Origin of the sequence: Alistipes sp. AF14-19 (assembly GCF_003461645.1) — a bacterium.
GTDB classification, from domain to species: Bacteria; Bacteroidota; Bacteroidia; order Bacteroidales; family Rikenellaceae; genus Alistipes; species Alistipes shahii.
Genome location: NZ_QTXM01000003.1, coordinates 255149 through 276078, shown reverse-complemented (window position 1 = coordinate 276078; position 20930 = coordinate 255149). Strand labels below are relative to the sequence as shown.

Genomic DNA, 20930 nt, shown 5'->3' with positions numbered 1-20930 from the left:
AGAAAAAAACAGGCGATAAACCAACCGGCCTACCGGATATTCAGCAGCACGAGGTTGTCGAGCACGGTTCGCTGGGCCGTACGCTGGAGATATTCGGCCTGCTCGGCCGGAAGCTCCGCGGTAAAGGCCGTCTGGTAGGGACGCTGGAGGATCGTCGTGAAAATGACGTTGGCAGCCAGATAGCTGCCCGGAACCGCGGGATGGTAGCAGTCGGGCCGGTAGAGGATGCAGTCGGGACGCTCGCTGCGCACCGCGCGCCACGCCATGCCCACCGGAGCGCACCATGCGCCGTTGTCGTAGGCCATTTCGAGGTAGCTGGTCTTCAGCCGCTCCTGCATCCCCTCGTATCCGTTCGAAAGCGGGTATTCGGCCACGGGCTTGCGGTTGCCGTACTTGTGCCCCCAGGTCATGTAGAAGATCACCCGGGCGTCGGGCGACGCGGCATGCACCAGACTGTCGAGCGTCCGGGCCGCGGGATAGACCTCGCGGGCCACCTGTCCGGTCGGCATCGCGGGAGCCGTGCTCTGCTCCTGCAGGACGACGTAATCCCAGCCGCCGTCGGCAATGGCCTGCAACAGCTTCTTGTTTTTCAGGTGCCCCGAGAAGCGTTCGCCGCCCTTGAGAAAGCGCGTGCAGGAGAGTTTTACTTTTTGGGTCGAGGCGATCTTCTGCACCATGCCGGGCAAATCGTTGCAATAGGAGAAACTGTTGCCGACCCACAGCACCCGCAGGGAATCCTGCGGCGTTTGGGCCATGCCGCCCAGAGGCAGCAGAATCAGCAAAAGGCGGAAAGCGAGTTTCATCATATCTTCAAGGTTTTAGGTTGGCGGTGATCGGAGGCGTATTTGCGGCACCAGGTCGCAATGCCGCATTCGTCGCATTTGGGGGCACGGGCCACGCAGACGTAACGCCCGTGGAGGATCAGCCAGTGGTGGGCCAGAGGCAGCAGATGGCCGGGAATGTTCTTTTCGAGGGTCAGCTCCGTCTGCAACGGGGTTTTCGAACGGGTTGTCAGCCCGATGCGCTCCGAGACGCGGAAAACGTGCGTGTCGACCGGCATCACCTCCTTCTGCCACAGCACGGCCCCCAGCACGTTGGCCGTCTTGCGGCCCACGCCGGGCAGACGCTGCATCTGCTCCAGGTCGCTCGGGACTTCGCCGCCGAACTCCTCGCAGAGCATCCGGGCCATTCCCGCGAGGTTTCTGGCCTTGTTGTTCGGGTAGGAGATGCTCCGGATGTAGGGATAAATCTCCTCGGCCGTGGCGCGGGCCATGTGGTACGGCGTGGGAAAGGCTTCGAACAGCGCCGGGGTGGTCATGTTGACCCGTTTGTCGGTGCACTGCGCCGAGAGGATCACCGCCACCAGCAGCTGATAAGGGTCCGAGTAGTGCAGTTCGCTTTCGGCCACGGGCATATGCTCCGAAAACCAGGCGATTACGCCGTCATAACGTTGTTTGGTCGTCATAAATGCTGTTTTTTACGTCGGAAAAGAATCTTTTTCACCAGCAGTCCCGGCCCTTCGGGACAGAGCGCGAGGCGCGGGCAGGCCGCAACGTCGCGCCGCCAGCGCGTCACGTATTCCCCGACCGGACCTTCCCACGAAAGGACCCACAAAGCCACCGAACTGCGCCGCCGGAGAATGCGGAAGCGGTTGCGGCCCGCAGCGTAGCGGGCGTCGAACCAGAGGCTTATGTCCATCAGCGAATCGCAGAAGGCGATCCGTTTCCGGTAGGCCGTGCTGTGGCTCACGCTGTCGGGCAGGCGCCGGTGGACGGCCGTGATGTCGGGCAGATAGCTGATGCGGCTGCGCACCGAGAACCAGAGCCACATCGGGGCGTCGTCGGTCTTCCACTCGGGATGCTCCGCGGGACGAACCTCGTCGTAATACCGTGCGATCAACTCCCGGCGGGCCAGCGTCGCGCAGTTGGCGATGGTCAGGCTGCACAGCAGACGCCCGAAATCGGTGTAATGGTCCGAGTGGTCGGGTTCCGTGCGGTCCGAGGCCTGCCAGTAGTTCGAGGCGCGCGTATAGCACATGCCGCACCCGGGGTCCGACTCCATCAGGTCGGCCTGCATCTGCAATTTCCGGGGATCGCACCACCAGTCGTCGCCGTCGAGGTAGGCCACGTATTTCCCGCGGCACGCCTCGAACGTCCGCCGGTAGTTGGCCCGCCAGCCGACATTCTCCGGCGAGGTCACCAGCCGGATGCGGTCCGGGTATTTCGCCGCATATTCGCGGCAGATCGCCGCCGTGCGGTCCGTGCTGCAATCCTCCCCCACGACCAGTTCGACTCCGAACGAGGTCTGCTGCGCCAGCACGCTTTCGATGGCCTCGGCGATATAGGGTTCGTGGTTGTAGGTGGTCATGCAGACCGATACGAGCGGCGTCTCCATCGCGATCAGAGTTTGGTCAGTTTCGCAAATTTGGCCAGCAGGGTCTTTTCGCCCGCATTGTCGAAAGCCACCACGAGTTTGTGGTCCGTGGACAGCGTCTCGATGCGCTGCACGATGCCCACGCCGAATTTCGGGTGCTCGACGCGCTGTCCCACGACGTATTCGCCGCTCACCGCCGCCGCACTTCCGGAGGAAAGGCCGCCGTCCATCGCCTGACGCACGCCGACACGGCGCATACCGTCGGTCGAAGGCCGGGGCGTCTGCACCAGCGCCGGATCGGGAGCCGCCGCCGGACGCCGGGACTCCGCAGCCCGCGCGAAACGACGCGCGGGACCCGACTCGCCGTCGGCCGCACGGCCGAAACCTCCGCCGGAACCGCTGCGGCTTCCGTAACCGCCCGAACCGCCGTTTCCGCCGCCTCCGAAACGTCCGCCCCCCTGCTGTTTCTGCTGGAAGCGGTAGTCGAAGCGGCGGCGCAGTTCGTCGATGGCCGCGGGTCCGTCGTCGCCGGGCCGACGCTGCGGACGCGTCTCCGCGAAATCGGCGTCCGACTCGATGTACCGGGGGTCGATCTCGCGCAGGAAACAGCTCGGACGCGAAAACTCCATATTGCCCCACTTGAAACGCATTTCGGCGTAGGAGATCGTCGCCGAAACCTTGGCGCGGGTCAGAGCCACGTAGAACAGGCGGCGCTCCTCCTCGATGCCGTCGGGCGACTCGACGGCCCGCTGCGAAGGGAAGAGGTTTTCTTCCAGACCCACGATATACACATACTTATATTCAAGCCCCTTGGCCGAATGGACCGTCATCAGCGTCACCTTGTTCTTGCTGTCGGGGTCGTCCTGATCCATGTCGGTCATCAGCATCATGTTCTGCAGCCACTCCTCGATGGTGGCCTCCTCCTCTTCGGGACGCTCGCCGCCCCGGATTTCGGCGTCGACCCGCTCCTTGAACTCCTGCATCGAGTTCAGCAGCTCCTCGATGTTGTCCAACGCCGAAGCGGCCTCGGGGGTGTTCTCCGTGCGGTAGGCAGCGATGATGCCCGACCGCGAGGCGATCTCCAGTCCGAAATCGTACAGCCCCTTGTCGTTGCGCGCCAGCGACAGCGCGCGGATCATCGCCACGAAATCCGCCACCTTGCGGGCGATGGTGCGCTGCACGGGGTCCGTGACGGGTTCGGCGACCAGCGCGTCGACCGCCTCCCACATCGAGACGCCCCGCTCGGCGGCCAATGCCGCGATACGCTGCACGGTCGTGTCGCCGATGCCGCGGGCCGGATAGTTGACGATGCGCTTGAACGCCTCGTCGTCGCGGGGATTGATCACCAGCCGGATATAGGCCATCATGTCGCGGATCTCCTTGTGGTCGTAGAACGACGACCCCTTGTAGATGCGGTAGGGAATGCCCCGGCGGCGGAGGTTGTCCTCCAGCACGGCCGACTGGTTGTTGGTGCGGTAGAGAATCACAGCCTCCGACCACTCGTCGCCCGCCGCGCGGACCTTGTCGCGCAGATCGGTAACGACCATTTCGGCCTCCTCGCGGTCGGTGTATGCCTTCAGGATGCGGATTTTGTCGCCCACGTCGCCCTCCGAGAAACAATGCTTCTCCATGCGCTTCGAGTTGCGGACGATCACCGAGTTGGCCGCGTCGACGATCGTCTGCGTCGAACGGTAGTTCTGCTCCAGCTTGAAGACCATCGCCGAGGGATAATCCTTCTTGAACGAGAGGATGTTCTCGATCTTGGCCCCGCGGAACGAATAGATCGACTGCGCGTCGTCGCCCACGACGCAGACCTTCGAATGGGTCTGCGACAGCCGGCGGATGATCGTATACTGCGCATAGTTGGTGTCCTGATACTCGTCGACCAGAATGTATTGGAACTGCTCCTGATAGCGGGCCAGCACGTCGGGACAATCCCTCAACAGGATGTTGGTCTGCAAAAGCAGATCATCGAAGTCCATCGCGCCGTTGCGCTTGCAACGCTGGCAGTAGATGTTGTAGATGTTGCCGAATTCGGGGATCTGGGCCTGCCGGTCCTCGGCCGCGCAGGTCGAATTGGCCAGATAGGCGCCCGGCGTGACGAGGCAGTTCTTGGCATAGGAGATACGCGAAGAGAGCACGTTGGGCTTGTACTTCTCGTCGGGAAGGTTCAGTTCCCGGACGATGGTCTTCAGCAGGTTCTTGCAGTCGCTGGGTTCGTAGATGGTGAACGAATCGGTGAACCCGATCTTTTCGGCGTTCTCCCGCAGGATGCGCGAAAAGACCGAGTGGAACGTACCCATGCGGATATAGCGGCTGCGGTTGTCGGGCAGCATCTGCGCGATGCGTTCGCGCATCGACTCGGCGGCCTTGTTCGTAAAGGTCAGAGCCAGAATGTTCCAGGGCTTAATGCCCTGCTCGATCATGTATGCGATGCGCGAGGTCAGCACGCGGGTCTTGCCCGACCCCGCGCCCGCGATGATGAGCGACGGCGAGTCGTAATTGACCACGGCATCCCGCTGGGCGGGGTTCAGACCTTGTAATATCGGCGATTCTTTGGATTCCATGACCGCAAAGTTAATACTTTTTTGCACGCCCTTCGGACAAAGTTCCGCCGATTTCGGAAAATTTTACCGCCGCGCCGCAAAATGGCGGACATGAAAACCCACGCTGAAATCAGTCCCCGACAGCAACGACACGCTTATTGAAACTCCACGTCGCAACTCGCCTCGAACACCTTTCCGTCATCGGCTGTCAGGCGCACGAAAAGCGTATGCTTTCCGGGCTGCGCCGGCCGGGTGACAAACCGAAAATAAAAACCCCCTCTGGGCAAAAGCGTCATATCATCCGGCGTAAGCTCCGAAATCAATTTATCGACAGGATAATATTCACCGTTCAGTTGTTCATGGTATTTTTGCGTATAGCCGCTCTGAATATAGGGCCAGGGCGTGTTGCTGGAAAAGCGCGCCAGATCGTTGAGCGACGTCCCCGCAGGATGTTCGGCATCCCAGTCGGCGGAACTCCACACCTCCAGATTGACGAAATCCCGGAAACACCGCGGGTTGAGTCCCTGATCATAAAAATAAACCCGAACCCGACGATTATAAGATACATCGTTGTGTTTTTCGCACAATTGATTATAGAAATCCTTCTTTTTACCGCTCATAGCTACATCCCATTCGCTCTCGCCAACAAAATCGACAGAATACCCCAATCCGAAATCTGTCATAGCAACGGATATTCCCCTCATATTCCCATATGAAAGTACAAATGAACGGGTGTAATAATCCTCATACGATTTGACGCAACCGACAGCCGACAAAACACACAGTAGAAGAACAAGTTTTTTCATAATCGCTACGGTTTATTATAAGTAACGATCCGAAACCACCAAGTGTAATTCTTCGTGTTCGCACCCCGCGTCTGCGAAACGGCAGCGTTATCGTCTGCCAAATAACACCCTTTCACTGCATCGAAAGCTTTGCCGGCAAAGTATCCGTCGTACTTTCCATCCCAACCCCAGTTGCAATGCAAAAGGAGAGATTTATCGACCCTCCTGCTTATGAGATTACTCATAGAAAATCGGGATTAAGGGTTAACAGATAACAAGATAGAAAAAAACCGATGAAACCGGACTGTTTTACCGGTTTTATTTTATTAAATTTGCAATAATTTCGATGAAAAAACGTTGGAAAAACAAAATTGAAAAAACAAACAGAATAACACGACAAATACAATGAGCGAAGTCATCAACATCAAAGAACTCAACGAGCGCATCGAACGCGAATCCGTTTTCGTCGATACGCTCCGCAACGAAATGGGAAAGGTCATCGTGGGCCAGAGCCACCTGGTGGACACCCTGCTGATCGGCCTGCTGTCCAACGGACACATCCTTCTGGAAGGCGTCCCGGGACTGGCCAAGACGCTGGCCATCACCACGCTCGCCAAGGCTGTCGACGCCTGTTTCTCGCGCATACAGTTCACCCCCGACCTGCTGCCCGCCGACCTGATCGGCACGCTGATCTACTCGCAGAAGAACGAGGATTTCGTCGTACGCAGGGGTCCGATCTTCGCCAACTTCGTACTGGCGGACGAGATCAACCGCTCCCCGGCCAAAGTGCAGTCGGCGCTGCTGGAAGCCATGCAGGAGCGTCAGGTGACCATCGGCGACAACACCTATCCCCTGCCGCAGCCGTTCCTCGTGCTGGCCACGCAGAACCCCCTGGAGCAGGAGGGAACCTACCCGCTGCCCGAGGCGCAGGTCGACCGTTTCATGCTCAAGGCCAAGATCTCCTACCCCAAGAAGCAGGAGGAGCGCGACATCGTGCGCATGAACCTCTCGGGCGCCGGCATGCCCGAGGTGGGCAAGGTCATCACCCCCGAGGACATCGTCAAGGCCCGCAAGGTGGTCGAGGACGTCTACATGGACGAAAAGATCGAGAAATACATCATCGACATCATTTTCGCCACGCGCGAGCCGGCGGAGTACAACCTCCAGAAGTTGCAGAACCTGATCGCCTACGGCGGTTCGCCCCGTGCGTCGATCTCGCTGGCCAAGGCCGCCCGGGCTTACGCCTTCATCCGCCGCCGCGGCTATGTCATCCCCGAGGACGTGCGCGCCGTCTGCCACGACGTGCTGCGCCACCGCATCGGCCTGACCTACGAGGCCGAGGCCGAGAACATCACCACCGAGGAGATCATCACCGACATTCTCAACAACGTAATCGTACCCTAACGATGCAGGAAACCGAGAACGATATTCTCAAACGCGTCCGCAAGATCGAGATCAAGACCCGCGGTCTTTCCAACGAGATCTTCGCCGGAAAGTACCATACGGCTTTCCGCGGGCGGGGCATGTCGTTTTCCGAAGTGCGGGAGTACCGTGCGGGCGACGACGTGCGGGACATCGACTGGAACGTCACGGCCCGCTCGCGCAAACCCCACATCAAGGTCTACGAGGAGGAACGCGAACTGACGATGATGCTGCTGGTCGACGTGTCGGCCTCGCGCATGTTCGGTTCGACCGACCGGCTGAAAAAGAACATCATCACCGAAATCGCCGCCGTGCTGGCCTTCTCCGCCGCGCAGAACAACGACAAGGTGGGCTGCATCTTCTTTTCGGACCGGGTCGAAAAGTTCATCCCCCCGAAGAAGGGCCGCAGCCATATTCTGATGATCATCCGCGAACTGATCGGCTTCCGCCCCGAATCCGCGGGCACGAAACTCTCGGAGCCGGTGCGTTTCCTGACGAATGTCAACAAGAAGCGCTGCACGACCTTCATCCTCTCGGACTTCATGGACTCGACCGGCGACAAGTCGGCGCTGGACGACGCGCTGAAGATCGCCGGGAGCAAGCACGACCTGGTGGGCATCCGCGTCTACGATCCCCGCGAGACGGAGCTTCCCGACGTGGGCATCGTCGAGCTGAAGGACGCCGAGAGCGGCCGCAAGGTCTGGGTCGACACCTCGTCGCGGGCCGTGCGCGACCACTATGCCGCCTCGTGGCAGCGGCGCAGCGGCGAAATAGAGGCGACGCTCAAGCACAACCGCATCGACACGGCGATGATCTCGACCGACGGCGACTATGTGGCCGAATTGATAAAACTGTTCAAACAGCGATGAAACGACTCTTTGCAATAGCGCTTCTTTTCGCGGGACTCGCGGCCCGGGCGCAGGAGACGCCCACGGTCACGGCACGCGTAGAACCCGACAGCATTATGATCGGCGACCGCTTCGATTACGTCATCGACGTGGAGAAGGATCTGGTGCAGGTCGTGGAATTCCCCGTATTCGACCCCCGCGACGGCAAGATCGAGCTGGTCGAGAACTGCCCGGTCGACACGCTCGAACGCGACGGCCGGCGGCTCAAACTGCGCAAGCGCTACCGGCTGGCCGCATTCGACGAGGGCAAATACAACCTCGGCGCGGCGCAGGTGCTCTACGCCGACAAGAACATCCTCGACACGCTCCGGAGCACCGATTCGGTCTATCTGGAGGTTGCGACGTTCCAGATCGACTCCACGTCGCAGTCGATCTACGACCTGAAAGCCCAGAAAAACCTGCCGTTCCGCTTCCGCGAGGTGAGCGGCTACGTCAAGTGGGGCGTTTTCTTCCTCCTGATGCTGCTCGCGGCGGGCTATGCGCTCAAGCGTTACCTCGCCAGCCGCGGCAAGGGTTTCGGCGACCTGTTCAAACCCGCTCCGCCGCTCCCGCCGCACGTGGCGGCCATCCAGGCCCTCGAAGCGCTCCACAACCAGAAACTGTGGCAGAACAACAGGCATAAGCAGTACTATTCGGGCCTTACGGACATCCTGCGCACCTATATCGCCGCCCGCTGGGGCTTCGGCGCCATGGAGATGACCTCCGACGAGATCATCGAGACGATGCGCCCGGAGGAGCTGCCCGACAAGGCGCGGATGGACCTGACGGCGATCCTGCGCGACGCCGACCTGGTGAAGTTCGCCAAGGCGACGCCCGAGGCCGAGCAGAACGAGGCCGACTACCTCAAGGCGTACTACTTCGTCGAGGAGACGAAACCCGTCGAGGAGGAGGCTCCCGCCGAGGAAGAGTCCCCGAAGCAAAACTAAACGCGACAACGATGTACAAGTCACTCTATATCATTCTGTTTCTCTTTACCGCCTCCGGGGCGCAGGCCCAACAGCTGCCCGAACGCTCGCTGGTGCGCAAAGGCAACCGGCAGTACAACAAGGGCAACTACGAGCAGTCGGCCGGCCGTTACGAGCAGGCCCTGCAAGCGGCTCCGGGACAGTTCGAAGCGATCTACAACCTCGGAAACGCCCTCTACAAGGCCGAACGGTTCGACCGTGCCGAGCAGACCATGCAGCAAGCCGCGGCGGACTCGCTACGCGCGGACACGGAGCGCGCCGAAGCGTTCTACAACCTCGGCAACGCGCAGTTCAAGCAACAGAAGTATCAGGAGGCGCTCGAAAGCTACAAGCAGTCGCTGCGCCTGAACCCCTCGGACATGGAGGCCAAGTACAACTACGCCTACACCAAGCGGCTGCTCGACGAGAACAAGGACGGCGGCGGTGGCGGCGGAGATCAGAACAAGGACCAGAACCAAGACCAGAACAAGGATCAGAACCAGAACGATCAGAGTCAGCAGAACCCCGATCAGAAAGGCGATCAGAAGGACCAAAAGGGCGACCCCAAGGACCAGCAGGGCGATCAGAAACAGAACCCGCAGGAGGGCAAGGGCGACAAGGAGGACCAGGGCGACCAGCAGGGGCAGCCGACGCCTTCGGGCATCTCGCCGCAGGAACAGCAGCAGATGCTCGACGCCATCCAGGCCCAGGAGGACAAGACCCAGGAGAAACTCAAGGAGAAACAGGGCGTGGTCGTCCGCGGAAAGAAAAACTGGTAGTTTTTTAATTAAAAATGAAAAATTAAGAATTAAAAATTGAAGGCCGATAACACCATAAAGGACAAAAGCCTCGATTTTGCAATCCGGATTGTCCGGCTGTATAAGCATATTTCCGAAACGAATAACGAGTACATACTTTCGAAACAGCTGCTTAAAAGCGGAACGAGTATCGGAGCAAACGTCCGGGAAGCAATCGGAGGACAATCGAAAGAGGATTTCATCGCAAAAATGCACATTGCATTAAAGGAAGCGTATGAAACCGAATATTGGTTGGAATTGTTACACAGCACGGACTACCTGGCGGAGAACGAATTTAAAAGTATTTTTACCGATTGCCGGGAATTGACGAATATTCTTGCAAGTATCCTGAAAACAATGAAAGAGACAAAATAATTTTTAATTTTTCATTCTTAATTTTTAATTGTGTAAGCTATGCATTTTGCTTCACCATATTATCTCTGGCTGCTGACGCTGCTCGTGCCGATGATCGGCTATTACGTCTGGCGGACGTTGCAGGGCGGAGCCTCGATCCAGATTTCGAGCGTCGCCGGCGTCGTGCGCGCACCCCGGACCGTGCGCTACTACCTGCGCCACCTGCCTTTCGCGCTGCGTGCGGCGGCCTTCGCGCTGCTCGTCGTGGCGCTGGCGCGCCCGCAGGACGTCGAACAGAACGTCCGCACCAACACCGAGGGCATCGACATCATGCTGGCCATCGACGTCTCCGGTTCGATGCTGGCACGCGACTTCAAGCCCGACCGCATCACGGCCGCCAAGGAGGTGGCCGGATCGTTCATCGCCGACCGCTACGGCGACCGCATCGGACTGGTGGCCTTCGCCGGCGAAGCCTTCACGCAAAGCCCGCTGACCACCGACCAGAGCACGCTGCAAACCCTTCTGGCCCGCATCCGCAGCGGACTGATCGAGGACGGCACGGCCATCGGCAACGGATTGGCCACGGCGATCAACCGCCTGCGCGAGAGCGATGCCAAGTCGAAAGTCATCATCCTGCTGACCGACGGCGTGAACAACCAGGGCCAGATCGCGCCGATGACCGCCGCCGAGATCGCCAAGGCGCAGGGCATCCGCGTCTACACGATCGGCGTGGGCACGGAGGGCATGGCCCCCTATCCGGCCATCGACATGTTCGGCAACCTGACGTTCGTCAACCAGAAGGTCGAGATCGACGAAAAGGTACTGAAGGCAATCTCCGACATGACCGGCGGCCGCTACTTCCGGGCCACGGACAAGGAGAAGCTGAAGGCCGTCTACGACGAGATCAACCAGCTCGAAAAGAGCAAGATCGAGGTGATGGAGCACATCTCCTACCACGAACTGTTCCTCACATGGGCGCTGGCCGCGCTGGGACTGCTGTTCGCCGAGTTCCTGCTTTCGAACCTCGTACTGAAGCGAATACCCTGACGGAACGGCGATTCCGGTCCCCGGGCAAAGTCCTCCCTTTGCCAAGGGGAGGATTCAGGAGGAAATGTCGATATTCAACGGGCACTGCAAGTGCCCTAATGCAGACCCGGCGGGTTGAATATGGGCAAAAAACAGGATACAATCCGCAGGGTCCGCATTAATTATGTTCCGTTTCGCAAATCCGCAATATCTCTGGCTGCTGCTGGCCGTCCCGGCGCTCGTCGCGCTCTACTGGCTGGCGGCCCGCAACCGCCGCAGACGGCTCGCACGCTTCGGCCGCCCCGGCATTCTGGAGGAGCTGATGCCCGAAGTATCGACCGGGCGCACGGCTTTCCGGTTCATCCTTTTCTGCGCCGCCGTCGCGCTGGTCATACTGGCTGCGGCACGCCCGCAGTTCGGTTCGAAGCTCCGCGAGGAGAAAGCCCAGGGCATCGAAATGATGCTCACGGTCGACGTTTCGAACTCGATGCTGGCCGAAGATTTCGAACCCAACCGTCTCGAACGGACCAAATACGCCATCGGCAAACTCTTCGAGGGGTTGCAGCAGGACCGCGTGGGACTGGTCGTCTTCGCGGGCGAACCCAAGGTCCAGCTGCCGATCACCTCGGACTACCGCATGGCCCGGGCCTTCGCACGGCGGATCGATCCGTCGCTGGTATCGGTGCAGGGCACGGCCATCGGCAAGGCGCTGGAACAGGCCCTGCTGGCCTTCTCGGGCGACACGGAGCAGAGCCACGGCCGCGTCATCATCCTCATCACCGACGGCGAGAACCACGACGACGACGCCATCGCCGTCGCCGAGCGCGCCGCACAGATGGGCGTGAAGATCTTCACCATCGGCATCGGCACGCCCGAAGGCGCCCCGATTCAGATCGGCGGCGAATTCATCAAGGACGAGGCGGGCGAAATGGTCGTCTCAAAGCTCAACGAGGAGATGCTGGCCCGAATCGCCGACATCACGGGCGGCGCCTACGTCCGCTCGTCGAAGCAGTCGATCGGTCTCGACGAGATCGTCAAGGCGATCAACGAGATGGAGCAGACCGAACTTTCGACGGTCCGCTTCGAGGAGTTCAACGAGCAGTACCAATACCTGCTCATCGCGGCGCTGGTCCTGCTGCTGTTGGAATTCGTCGTACTCGACCGCCGCAACCCGCTGCTGGCGCACCTGAACATCTTCCGCGAGAAATAGCCGCGCCGCGGAGTGTGGCAGCGGCTTTGCAAGGTTCCGTCACAACCCCAGAATAACGGCCCATGTCCCTCGAAAACACCCCTGCCGCACGCATTTCGGCCCTCGCGGCGGCCCAGAAAACCTACTTCCGCTCGGGAGCGACGCTCTCCGAGGCGTTCCGCCGCACGATGCTCCGGCGTCTGGACGCGGCGCTCGCGAACTGGGAGAAACGCCTCTGCGACGCCCTGTGGACGGACCTGCACAAATCCCCCGAGGAGGCTTACCTCACCGAAATCAGCATCGTCCGGGGCGAAATCCGCAGCCACCTGCGCCACCTCGGCAGATGGATGCGCCCCGCGCCGCGCCCCACGCCGCTCAAACTCCTGCCCGCGAAAAGCCGGATCGTCTCCCAGCCGCTCGGGCAGGCGCTTATCGTCGCACCGTGGAACTATCCCGTGCAGCTGCTGCTCAACCCGCTGGTCGGAGCCATCTCGGCGGGCTGCACCGCCCTGCTGAAACCCTCTCCCTATACCCCGAACGTCGCCGAGGCGCTCGAGGGGATGATCGCCGAGATCTTCGACGAGGAGTACGTCGCCGTCGCGCAGGGCGGCCGCGAGGTCAACACCCTGCTGTTCGGCATGCGCTGGGACGTGATCTTCTTCACGGGAAGCCCCGCGCTGGGACGGATCGTGATGACCGCCGCGGCCCGCAACCTCACGCCCGTCGTGCTGGAACTGGGCGGCAAAAGCCCCTCGATCGTGGACCGAGGCGCCGACATCGAGGTCGCGGCGCGCCGCATCGCCTGGGGCAAGACCCTCAACGCCGGGCAGACCTGCATCGCGCCCGACTACCTGCTGATCCACCGATCGCTGCAAGACGAGTTCTCCCGAGCCTTCGCCCGCGCCCTGCATCGGCTTCACGGCGACGACGCGCAGCAAAGCCTCCACTACGGTCGGCTGGTCAACGACCGGGCTTTCGAGCGCGTAACGAGTTATCTCGCGCAGGGGAAAATCCTTGTCGGGGGCCGCACCGACCCCTCCGACCGCTATATCGAGCCGACGCTGCTCGCGGAGGTCGACCCCGGCGCGCCCGTGATGCAGGAGGAGATCTTCGGTCCGGTCCTGCCGATGCTCCCCTTCGACGACATCGGCGAAGCCGTGGCGCTGATCAACGACCGCGAAAAACCGCTGGCGCTTTACTACTTCGGACCCGAAAAGACGGGCCGCGAAGTCCTGCTGCATACCTCCTCGGGCGGCGCGTGCATCAACGACACGATCATGCAGATCGCCAACGACCGCCTGCCGTTCGGCGGCGTGGGCAACTCGGGCATGGGCCGCTACCACGGCCACGACAGCTTCGACGCCTTCTCCCTCCGCCGCGGCGTGGTCGAGTCTCCGGCGCGGCCCGACCTGCCGCTGCGCTACCCGCCCTACAAGGGGTTCCGGTGGGTGAAGAAGATACTATAAGGAATTAAAAATGAAGAATTAAGAATTAAAAATTAGAGAAAGATCAGCGGTTACTGCATTTTTAATTCTTAATTTTTAATTCTTAATTTTTAATTCCCTACCTTTGTCCCGCAGGTCCGCTCTGTCGCTGCCGGCCGCAGGCCGGGAGAGGAAAGTCCGGGCAACGCAGAGCGCCACGCAGGCTAATGACCTGACAGCCGTGAGGTTGTGGCAGCGTAACAGAAAACGACCGCCCGCAGGGGATTTTCGGAATTCCGGCGGGTAAGGGTGAAAAGGCGGGGTAAGAGCCCACCGCGGGGGCAGCAATGTCGCCCGGCAGTACGTCCCGTGGGTTGCAAGACCGTGTATACCGGCAATCAAGGGTTGCTCGCCCGATGCCGGGGGGTAGGTTGCTTGAGGCGGCAGGAGACTGCCGTCCTAGATAAATGACAGGGGCCCGGGGTTCGCCCCGGGAACAGAACCCGGCTTACAGGACCTGCACGTACGGAGGTGTCGCAGCAATGCGGCGCCTCCTCTGTTTTCAGGCCCATTCCGCCGCAGAAGTCCCGGCCGGCCCCGCGGCCCGCACGGCGCACGAAACGCTCCCGGCGGCCCAAACCTACGCCGAAAGGATCGCCGACGCGCGTTCGGTCGCGGGATGGCTCACCCCCGCATCGGCCGTGCCGCTCGTGCGGGCGCTCCTGAAACGCAAAAAACGGAAAAAACGGAAAAAACCGGGTAAGGCGCTACATCAGCCCCATGCGCTTGCGGGCGAAGGGCATGACCCACGCCGGGGACTGCTCGCGCGCCAGCATGTCGCGCATGTACTCCATGTAGGGTTCCGAATGGCGGAACCAATGCTGCAATCCCTCGCAGAGCGAGTTCTTGCGGCAGCCGTCGGAACCGGTCTCGAAGCGGTGTTTCGGACATTCGCCCCGGCAGGCGAAATAGTATTTGCACCGCAGGCATTCGGCGGGCAGCGCATTGCGCTTGGCAAGGCCGAAATCCACCCGTTTGCGCGAACGGTAGATCTCCGACAACGGCGTTTCGCGGATGTTGCCCAACTTGTATTCGGGATAGACGAAGTGGTCGCACGAATAGACGTCGCCGTTGTGCTCGACGACCAGCGCGTCGCCGCACGTCTCGCCCATCGAGCAGACGCCCGGGGGCACGCCGCACCACTGGGCCAGCGTCGCGTCGAACATCTGCACGAACGTACGCCCCACGTCGCTCACCACCCACACGTCGAACACGTCGCACAGGAACCCCCCGTAACCCTTGGCCGTCACCGACCATTCGGCCAGCCGCGCCCCCTCGCGGTCGGGCGAGACGATCAGCGGGCGGTGGAACCCGGGCTTGTCGACGACATGCTCCACGGCAGGCAGGAACTGCATGTACCGACTGTGCACCGTGTCGCGGAAGAAGCGGTAGATCTCCCCGCCGCGCCCCTCGCACAGACGGTTCACCACGCTCAACGTATTGTACTCCACGCCGCTGCGCTGGAACATTTCGATCGTCCGCATCACCCGCTCGAAAGTGGGCCGGCCGCCCTTCGTCAGGCGGAACGCGTCGTGAATGTCCTGCGGCCCGTCGAGCGAAATCCCCACCAGAAAATTGTTCCCGGCAAAGAGGTCGCACCACGCCTCGTCAACCAGCGTGCCGTTGGTCTGGAGGATGTTCTCGATCTTCTTGCCATCGGCGTATTTTTGCTGGAAGTCCATCGCCTTCCGGTAGAAATCCACCCCCAGCAGCAGCGGTTCGCCGCCGTGCCAGCAGAACTGCACCGTCGGAACCTCGTTGGCCTCGATATATTGTTTCACGTAAAGTTCCAGCAGCTCGTCGCTCATCACGGCCTGCCGGCCGCCGTACTGCACGGCCTTGTCCAGGTAGTAGCAATAGTGGCAGTCGAGGTTACACGCCGAACCGGCCGGCTTGAGCATCGTCGAAAAGGCGACCGGACCCGCCTGTTTCTCCGCGTCGCGGAAGGTGAAAATATCCTTGTTCTTCATGTTAAGGTTCCCAGATTTACGAGTGAAACGGATCGGGCTCCGCAATTATTTTGACAAAAATACGCAAACGGCAAGGCAATCGGGACCATTTTATGGTCAAAACTTGTCGAACGGCGTCCCAATATGTCACAAACATCCCCAAAAAAGAGGGACCGAAAGATCAAAATTGCTATCTTTAGCAACTGAATCCTTCCCTAATCCGATGAACCCGGGAAAAACACTGCTGCTCCTGCAATTTCTGCTCTGCGCCGCGACCGCCGCGGCACAGTCCGCAGAGGTGCGTTTCCGCGTCGCCGACCGGGCGACGCGCGAGGCCGTCGTGGGCGCCGTGGCCGAGCTGCGCAGCCGCACCGACACCGCGGCGGCGCCACTCTATACCACTTCGGACATCGACGGACGCGGAACGTTCCCCCGCGTGCCGCACGGGGACTACCGCCTCACCGTCACCTCGCTCGGTTACGACTCGCTGCGCCGCGACCTGCGGGTCGGCGCGGCAACCGTCCGGCTCGATTCGCTGTGGCTCGCGCCCCGCGCCGAAGCCATCGACCAGGTGACCGTCGAAGCCCCGGCGCTCCGTTCGTCGGTGCGCGGCGACACGCTCTCCTACCGCGCCTCGGCCTACAAGGTCTCGTTCGGCGCCGACGCCGAATCGCTGATCTCGAAGATGCCCGGACTGGAGGTCGCCGACGGCGGCATCGAAGCCCAGGGGCGCACCGTGCAGCGGGTCTACGTCGACGGACGCGAGTTCTTCGGCAACGACGTGATGTCGGCCATCCGCAACATTCCGGCCGACATGATCGAGAGCATCGACATCTACAACTCGCAGAGCGACCAGTCGGAGTTCACGGGCGTCGACACCGGCGAAGGGCACACGTCGCTCAACATCGTGACGCTTCCCGACAAGCGGCGGGGCGCCTTCGGCCGCCTCTACGGCGCCTACGGCATTGCGGACAAGTACATCGGGGGCGGCAATGTCAACATTTTCGACAACGACCGCCGCATCTCGGTGGTCGGCCTGGCGAACAACATCAGCCGCCAGAACTTCTCGTTCGAGGACATTCTCGGCACGACGGACCGGTCGGGCCGGAAAAGCCCGAACAACAGCTTCATGGTCCGCCCGCTGGACGGCATCTCGACGGTGCAGGCCATCGGCGTCAATTACAGCGACGACTGGGGCGCGAAGGGAAAGGTCACGGCCAGCTACTTCTTCAACCGCACCGACAACCGCAACACCAGCCAAAGCGACCGACAGACCTTCACTTCGACGGACAAACTGGTGCTCTACAACGACGAGAACCGCTCGAAGACGCTCAACCTCAACCACCGCTTCAACTCGCGCATCGACTACAAGTTCTCGGACCGCCATTCGGTGATGATGCGCACCTCGTTCAGCCTGCAGGACAACAACTCCCGCAACGAACTTCGGAGCCGCACCGACAACAAGTTCTCCGACGACGACATCCGCTTCGTCTACCGCCGCCGCAACTTCGGCCACAACAACAGCGACGGTTACAACGTCTCGAACTACCTGCTCTACCGCTACCGCCTGCCGGGCGCCAAGTCGCACAACCTGACCGTCGGAGCCGGGGGAACCTACCGCAGCTACGAACAGCTGAGCCGCCCGCGGCAGTACACCTTCCGCGACCCGGACAACATCGAGTGCGACACGTCGGACTACTCTTCGCGCAACATCACGCGCACCGACCGCGACCAGCCGGGCTACGACGTGAACGGCAACGTGAGCTACACCCGTTCGCTCTCGAAACGCTCGCGCCTGAGCTTCGAATACCGCATCAACTACACCGACAACAGCGTCGAACGCAATACGTTCGTGCTCACCAAAGAGAACGTCTTTCCGGACGAGCGCAACCCCAGGCAGTCCACCGAATACGACTACGCCTACCTGACCCACCGCATCGGCAGTACGTACCAGTATTATTTCAAAAAGACGAAGATCGCCGGAACGCTCCACTACCAGCACGCCGCCTTCAGCAGCGACTACGCCTTTCCCTATGCGCGGAAGACCGAGACGTCGTTCGACAACCTGACATACAGCGTGGTGGCCAACATCAACGTAAACCGCAACAACACCCTGAAGTTCAACGCTTCGGGACGCACGTCGAATCCCCGCGCCACCGACTTGCAGGACATCGTCAACACCACCAACCGCCAAAACGTCTTCGCCGGAAACCCCGGTCTCGACCCGGTCTACACCCACCGCCTTTCGGGCCAGTACATCCGGGCGAATCCCGCCAAAGGGCGCACCTTCACCGTCTCGGCGGAAGCGACGGCCAGCCCCAACACCATCACCGACTCGCTGGTGATCGACTCGCCGGATTTCGTGATCGACGACGAAGGGACCAAACTGGGCGAAGGCAACCAGTACACCAAGCCGGTCAACCTCGCGGGACTTTGGAGCCTGCGCGCCAGCGTCAACTACGGCATGCCGGTCCGGTGGCTGCGCTCGAACCTCAATTTCCGGGCGGGCATCTCGACGGGCCGCATCCCGAGCATCATCAACGGCGAACGCAACTTTCTGAACAACAACGCCTACAATGCCGGACTGACGCTCGGCAGCAACATCTCGGAAGCGGTGGACTTCCGCCTGAGCTACACGGGCCGCTACAACGTGAGCCGGAGTTCCTCCGAGGTGCGCACGCTCGACAACACCTATTTCAGTCAGACGGCGAAAGCCGAGACGACGTTCGTCCTCTGGAAACGCCTCGTCCTGCGCGCCAACGCCGACTACAACTACTACCGGGGGATCACGGACACGTTCCTCGAAGAGCGGCTGATCTGCAACGCGATGCTCGGTGTCAAGCTCTTCCGCAACTGCCTGGGCGAAGCCAGCGTCGGAGTGAACGACATTCTCGACCAGAACGGCACGACCTTCCGCCGCACGGTGTCGGGAACGACGCTGCGCAACGTGACGAACTTGGCCGTCGGCCGCTACGTGTCGTTCCAGTTCACCTACAACCTGCGTCTTTTCCGCCGCCAGAGCAACGCCGTGATGGACGCATTGCAGGGAAAGTAACCGATTTTCCGCCCGAAACGCCGGTTTTCGCGTTTTTTTCACTATTTTCGTAGCTTAAACCCAATAATCCATTATGAAAAAACTACTTCTGACACTTCTGCTATTCAGTGCCGGGACCGGAATTTCCGCAGCCAAGACCTACGATCTGAAATCCCCCGACGGGAAAATCGCCGTACGCGTGGATGTCGGCGCCGACGCCGTCACCTACTCCATTTCGCGCGACGGCAAAGAGTTGATCGCCCCCTCGCCCCTTTCGCTCACGCTCGCCGACGGGCGCGTGCTCGGCCGCAAAGCCTCGGTGCGCAAGGCGTCGGCAAAAAGCGTCGACGAAATCATCGAAGCGCCCTTTTACAAGCGCAGCGCCGTCGAGAACCGATACAACTCGCTGACGCTTACGTTCAAAGGGGATTACGGCATCGACTTCCGGGCCTATGACGACGGCGCGGCCTACCGGTTCCGCACCTCGATGAAGGACGAAATCACCGTTACGGACGAGCTGGTGGACATCCGTTTCCCGGAGGACTTCACGACGCTGGTTCCCTACGCCCGCGACGGCAAGAAGGAACCGGGGCTGGCCCGCTACTACTTCAACAGTTTCGAGAGCACCTACTCAACCCAGCCCGTCTCGAAGGTCGCCGACAACCGTCTGGCTTTCCTGCCGATCCTGGCAGACGCCGGAACGGCGAAAATCGTCATCACCGAGGCCGATCTGGAGGACTATCCGGGCATGTACCTCTACAACCCCACGAGCGGCAAGGCCCTCCGGGGCAACTTCGCGCCCTATCCGGCCAAGGAGGTGCAGGGAGGCCACAACGAACTGCAACTGCTGGTGACCGAGCGCGAAGACTTCATCGCCCGCACCTCGGGGACCCGCACCTTCCCGTGGCGCGTCTTCGCCATCGCCGGACGCGACATCCAGCTGGCCGACAACGACATGGTCTACCGTCTCGCCGCACCCTCGCGCGTGGAGGACGTCTCGTGGATCAAACCCGGCAAGGTGGCCTGGGACTGGTGGAACACCTGGAACCTCTACGGCGTGGACTTCAAGTCGGGAATCAACAACGAAACCTATAAATACTACATCGACTTCGCCGCCGACCACGGCATCGAATACGTCATCCTCGACGAAGGCTGGGCCGTGAACAAAAAGGCCGACCTTTTCCAGGTCGTCCCCGAAATCGACCTGCCCGAACTGGTCGCCTACGGCAAGGAGCGCGGCGTGGGCATCGTCCTCTGGGCCGGTTTCTATGCCACGGAACGCGACCTCGAACGCGTCTGCAAGCATTACTCGGAGATGGGGATTAAGGGCTTCAAGGTCGATTTCCTCGACCGCGACGACCAAAAGATCGCCGATTTCACCTACCGCCTCGCGGAAACGGCCGCCAAATACCGCCTGTTCCTCGACATGCACGGCTACCACAAGCCCGCGGGAATCCAGCGCACCTATCCCAACGTGCTCAACTTCGAGGGCGTCTTCGGGCTGGAGCAGATGAAGTGGACCAGCGAGAAGACCGACATGGTGACCTACGACGTGACGATCCCCTTCATCCGCATGCTCGCCGGACCGATGGACTACACGCAGGGCGCCATGCGCAACGCCACGCGCCGGAACTTCCGCGCCGTAGGCTCCGAGGCCATGAGCCAGGGCACGCGCTGCCGCCAGCTGGCCGAATACGTGATCTTCGAATCGCCGTTCAACATGCTGTGCGACTCGCCGTCGAACTACATGCGCGAGCCGGAATGCACGGAGTTCATCGCCTCCGTCCCGACGACTTGGGATGAGACCGTGGGTCTCGACGGCCGCGTCGGGGAGTACGTCTCCATCGCACGCCGCAAGGGCGACACCTGGTACGTCGGCGGCATGACCGACTGGAACGCCCGTACCCTGACCATAGACCTCGGCTTCCTGGGCGAGGGCGCCTACACCGCCGAACTGTTCCGCGACGGCGTCAACGCCGACAAGGCGGCCCGCGACTACAAACGCGAGTCGGTCGAAATTCCCGCCGACCGGAAGCTGACGGTGAAGATGGCTCCCGGAGGAGGCTTCGCCCTGAAGATCACGCGCAAATAGCGCGCGGCGACACACACGAAGAACCCG

At 61.1% G+C, this 20930-nt stretch carries 16 protein-coding genes and 1 other RNA gene; 11 read left to right on the top strand and 6 right to left on the bottom strand.

The genetic code is table 11. From position 1 onward, the window contains the following. Positions 1-29: 29 nt before the first annotated feature. The 5 genes from DWW03_RS04810 to DWW03_RS04790 all read right to left on the bottom strand — a co-directional run bounded on the left by DWW03_RS04810 (position 30) and on the right by DWW03_RS04790 (position 5725). Complete coding sequence (locus tag DWW03_RS04810) at positions 30-806, bottom strand: DUF4886 domain-containing protein (protein ID WP_015546966.1); 777 nt, start codon at positions 804-806, stop codon at positions 30-32. Beyond that, positions 803-1465, bottom strand: a complete 663-nt coding sequence (gene nth / locus DWW03_RS04805) for an endonuclease III (RefSeq protein ID WP_015546965.1) — start codon at positions 1463-1465, stop codon at positions 803-805. Before nth ends, DWW03_RS04810 begins: the two co-directional genes overlap by 4 nt. After that, a complete protein-coding gene (locus tag DWW03_RS04800) occupies positions 1462-2394 on the bottom strand; it encodes a glycosyltransferase (RefSeq protein WP_022061708.1) in 933 nt (310 codons plus the stop codon). Before DWW03_RS04800 ends, nth begins: the two co-directional genes overlap by 4 nt. A 5-nt stretch (positions 2395-2399) precedes the next feature. Then, on the bottom strand, positions 2400-4940 hold the full coding sequence (locus DWW03_RS04795; protein ID WP_118406409.1) for an ATP-dependent helicase: 2541 nt from the start codon (positions 4938-4940) through the stop codon (positions 2400-2402). Positions 4941-5074: 134 nt separating this feature from the next. Continuing rightward, positions 5075-5725, bottom strand: coding sequence for a hypothetical protein (locus DWW03_RS04790; RefSeq protein ID WP_022061531.1), 651 nt, complete (start codon positions 5723-5725; stop codon positions 5075-5077). A 384-nt stretch (positions 5726-6109) separates the two neighbouring features. Between DWW03_RS04790 and DWW03_RS04780 the strand changes: the two genes are divergently transcribed. The 9 genes from DWW03_RS04780 to rnpB all read left to right on the top strand — a co-directional run bounded on the left by DWW03_RS04780 (position 6110) and on the right by rnpB (position 14295). Continuing rightward, complete coding sequence (locus tag DWW03_RS04780) at positions 6110-7108, top strand: AAA family ATPase (protein WP_118406406.1); 999 nt, start codon at positions 6110-6112, stop codon at positions 7106-7108. A 2-nt stretch (positions 7109-7110) separates the two neighbouring features. Beyond that, entirely contained in the window at positions 7111-7995 is an 885-nt protein-coding gene (locus tag DWW03_RS04775; RefSeq protein ID WP_022061559.1) for a DUF58 domain-containing protein, read from the top strand. Continuing rightward, on the top strand, positions 7992-8960 hold the full coding sequence (locus tag DWW03_RS04770) for a hypothetical protein (protein WP_015546959.1): 969 nt from the start codon (positions 7992-7994) through the stop codon (positions 8958-8960). Before DWW03_RS04775 ends, DWW03_RS04770 begins: the two co-directional genes overlap by 4 nt. Positions 8961-8971: 11 nt before the next feature. Then, the gene (locus tag DWW03_RS04765; RefSeq protein ID WP_022061560.1) at positions 8972-9757 is read left to right on the top strand and encodes a tetratricopeptide repeat protein; all 786 of its coding nucleotides are present in this window, start codon (positions 8972-8974) and stop codon (positions 9755-9757) included. A 36-nt stretch (positions 9758-9793) separates the two neighbouring features. After that, positions 9794-10150 (top strand): four helix bundle protein, encoded by a 357-nt coding sequence (locus tag DWW03_RS04760; protein WP_022061561.1) that lies wholly within the window; start codon positions 9794-9796, stop codon positions 10148-10150. 39 nt (positions 10151-10189) lie between these two features. Then, positions 10190-11176, top strand: coding sequence for a vWA domain-containing protein (locus tag DWW03_RS04755; protein WP_022061562.1), 987 nt, complete (start codon positions 10190-10192; stop codon positions 11174-11176). A gap of 163 nt (positions 11177-11339) precedes the next feature. After that, positions 11340-12365 (top strand): VWA domain-containing protein, encoded by a 1026-nt coding sequence (locus tag DWW03_RS04750; protein ID WP_118406405.1) that lies wholly within the window; start codon positions 11340-11342, stop codon positions 12363-12365. A gap of 62 nt (positions 12366-12427) precedes the next feature. Beyond that, on the top strand, positions 12428-13810 hold the full coding sequence (locus tag DWW03_RS04745; protein ID WP_022061564.1) for an aldehyde dehydrogenase family protein: 1383 nt from the start codon (positions 12428-12430) through the stop codon (positions 13808-13810). 108 nt (positions 13811-13918) lie between these two features. Next, an RNA gene (gene rnpB, locus DWW03_RS04740) (RNase P RNA component class A) lies at positions 13919-14295 on the top strand. A gap of 240 nt (positions 14296-14535) precedes the next feature. Here the strand turns inward: rnpB and DWW03_RS04735 are convergent. Then, positions 14536-15798 carry an anaerobic sulfatase maturase gene (locus DWW03_RS04735; RefSeq protein WP_022061565.1) on the bottom strand — a complete coding sequence of 421 codons (1263 nt, stop codon included), beginning with the start codon at positions 15796-15798 and terminating at the stop codon, positions 14536-14538. A gap of 202 nt (positions 15799-16000) precedes the next feature. Between DWW03_RS04735 and DWW03_RS04730 the strand changes: the two genes are divergently transcribed. Together DWW03_RS04730 and DWW03_RS04725 are read left to right on the top strand one after the other, a co-directional pair. Next, on the top strand, positions 16001-18832 hold the full coding sequence (locus DWW03_RS04730; RefSeq protein ID WP_118406404.1) for an outer membrane beta-barrel protein: 2832 nt from the start codon (positions 16001-16003) through the stop codon (positions 18830-18832). Positions 18833-18905: 73 nt separating this feature from the next. Next, positions 18906-20903 (top strand): glycoside hydrolase family 97 protein, encoded by a 1998-nt coding sequence (locus DWW03_RS04725; protein WP_118406403.1) that lies wholly within the window; start codon positions 18906-18908, stop codon positions 20901-20903. Positions 20904-20930 lie beyond the last annotated feature (27 nt).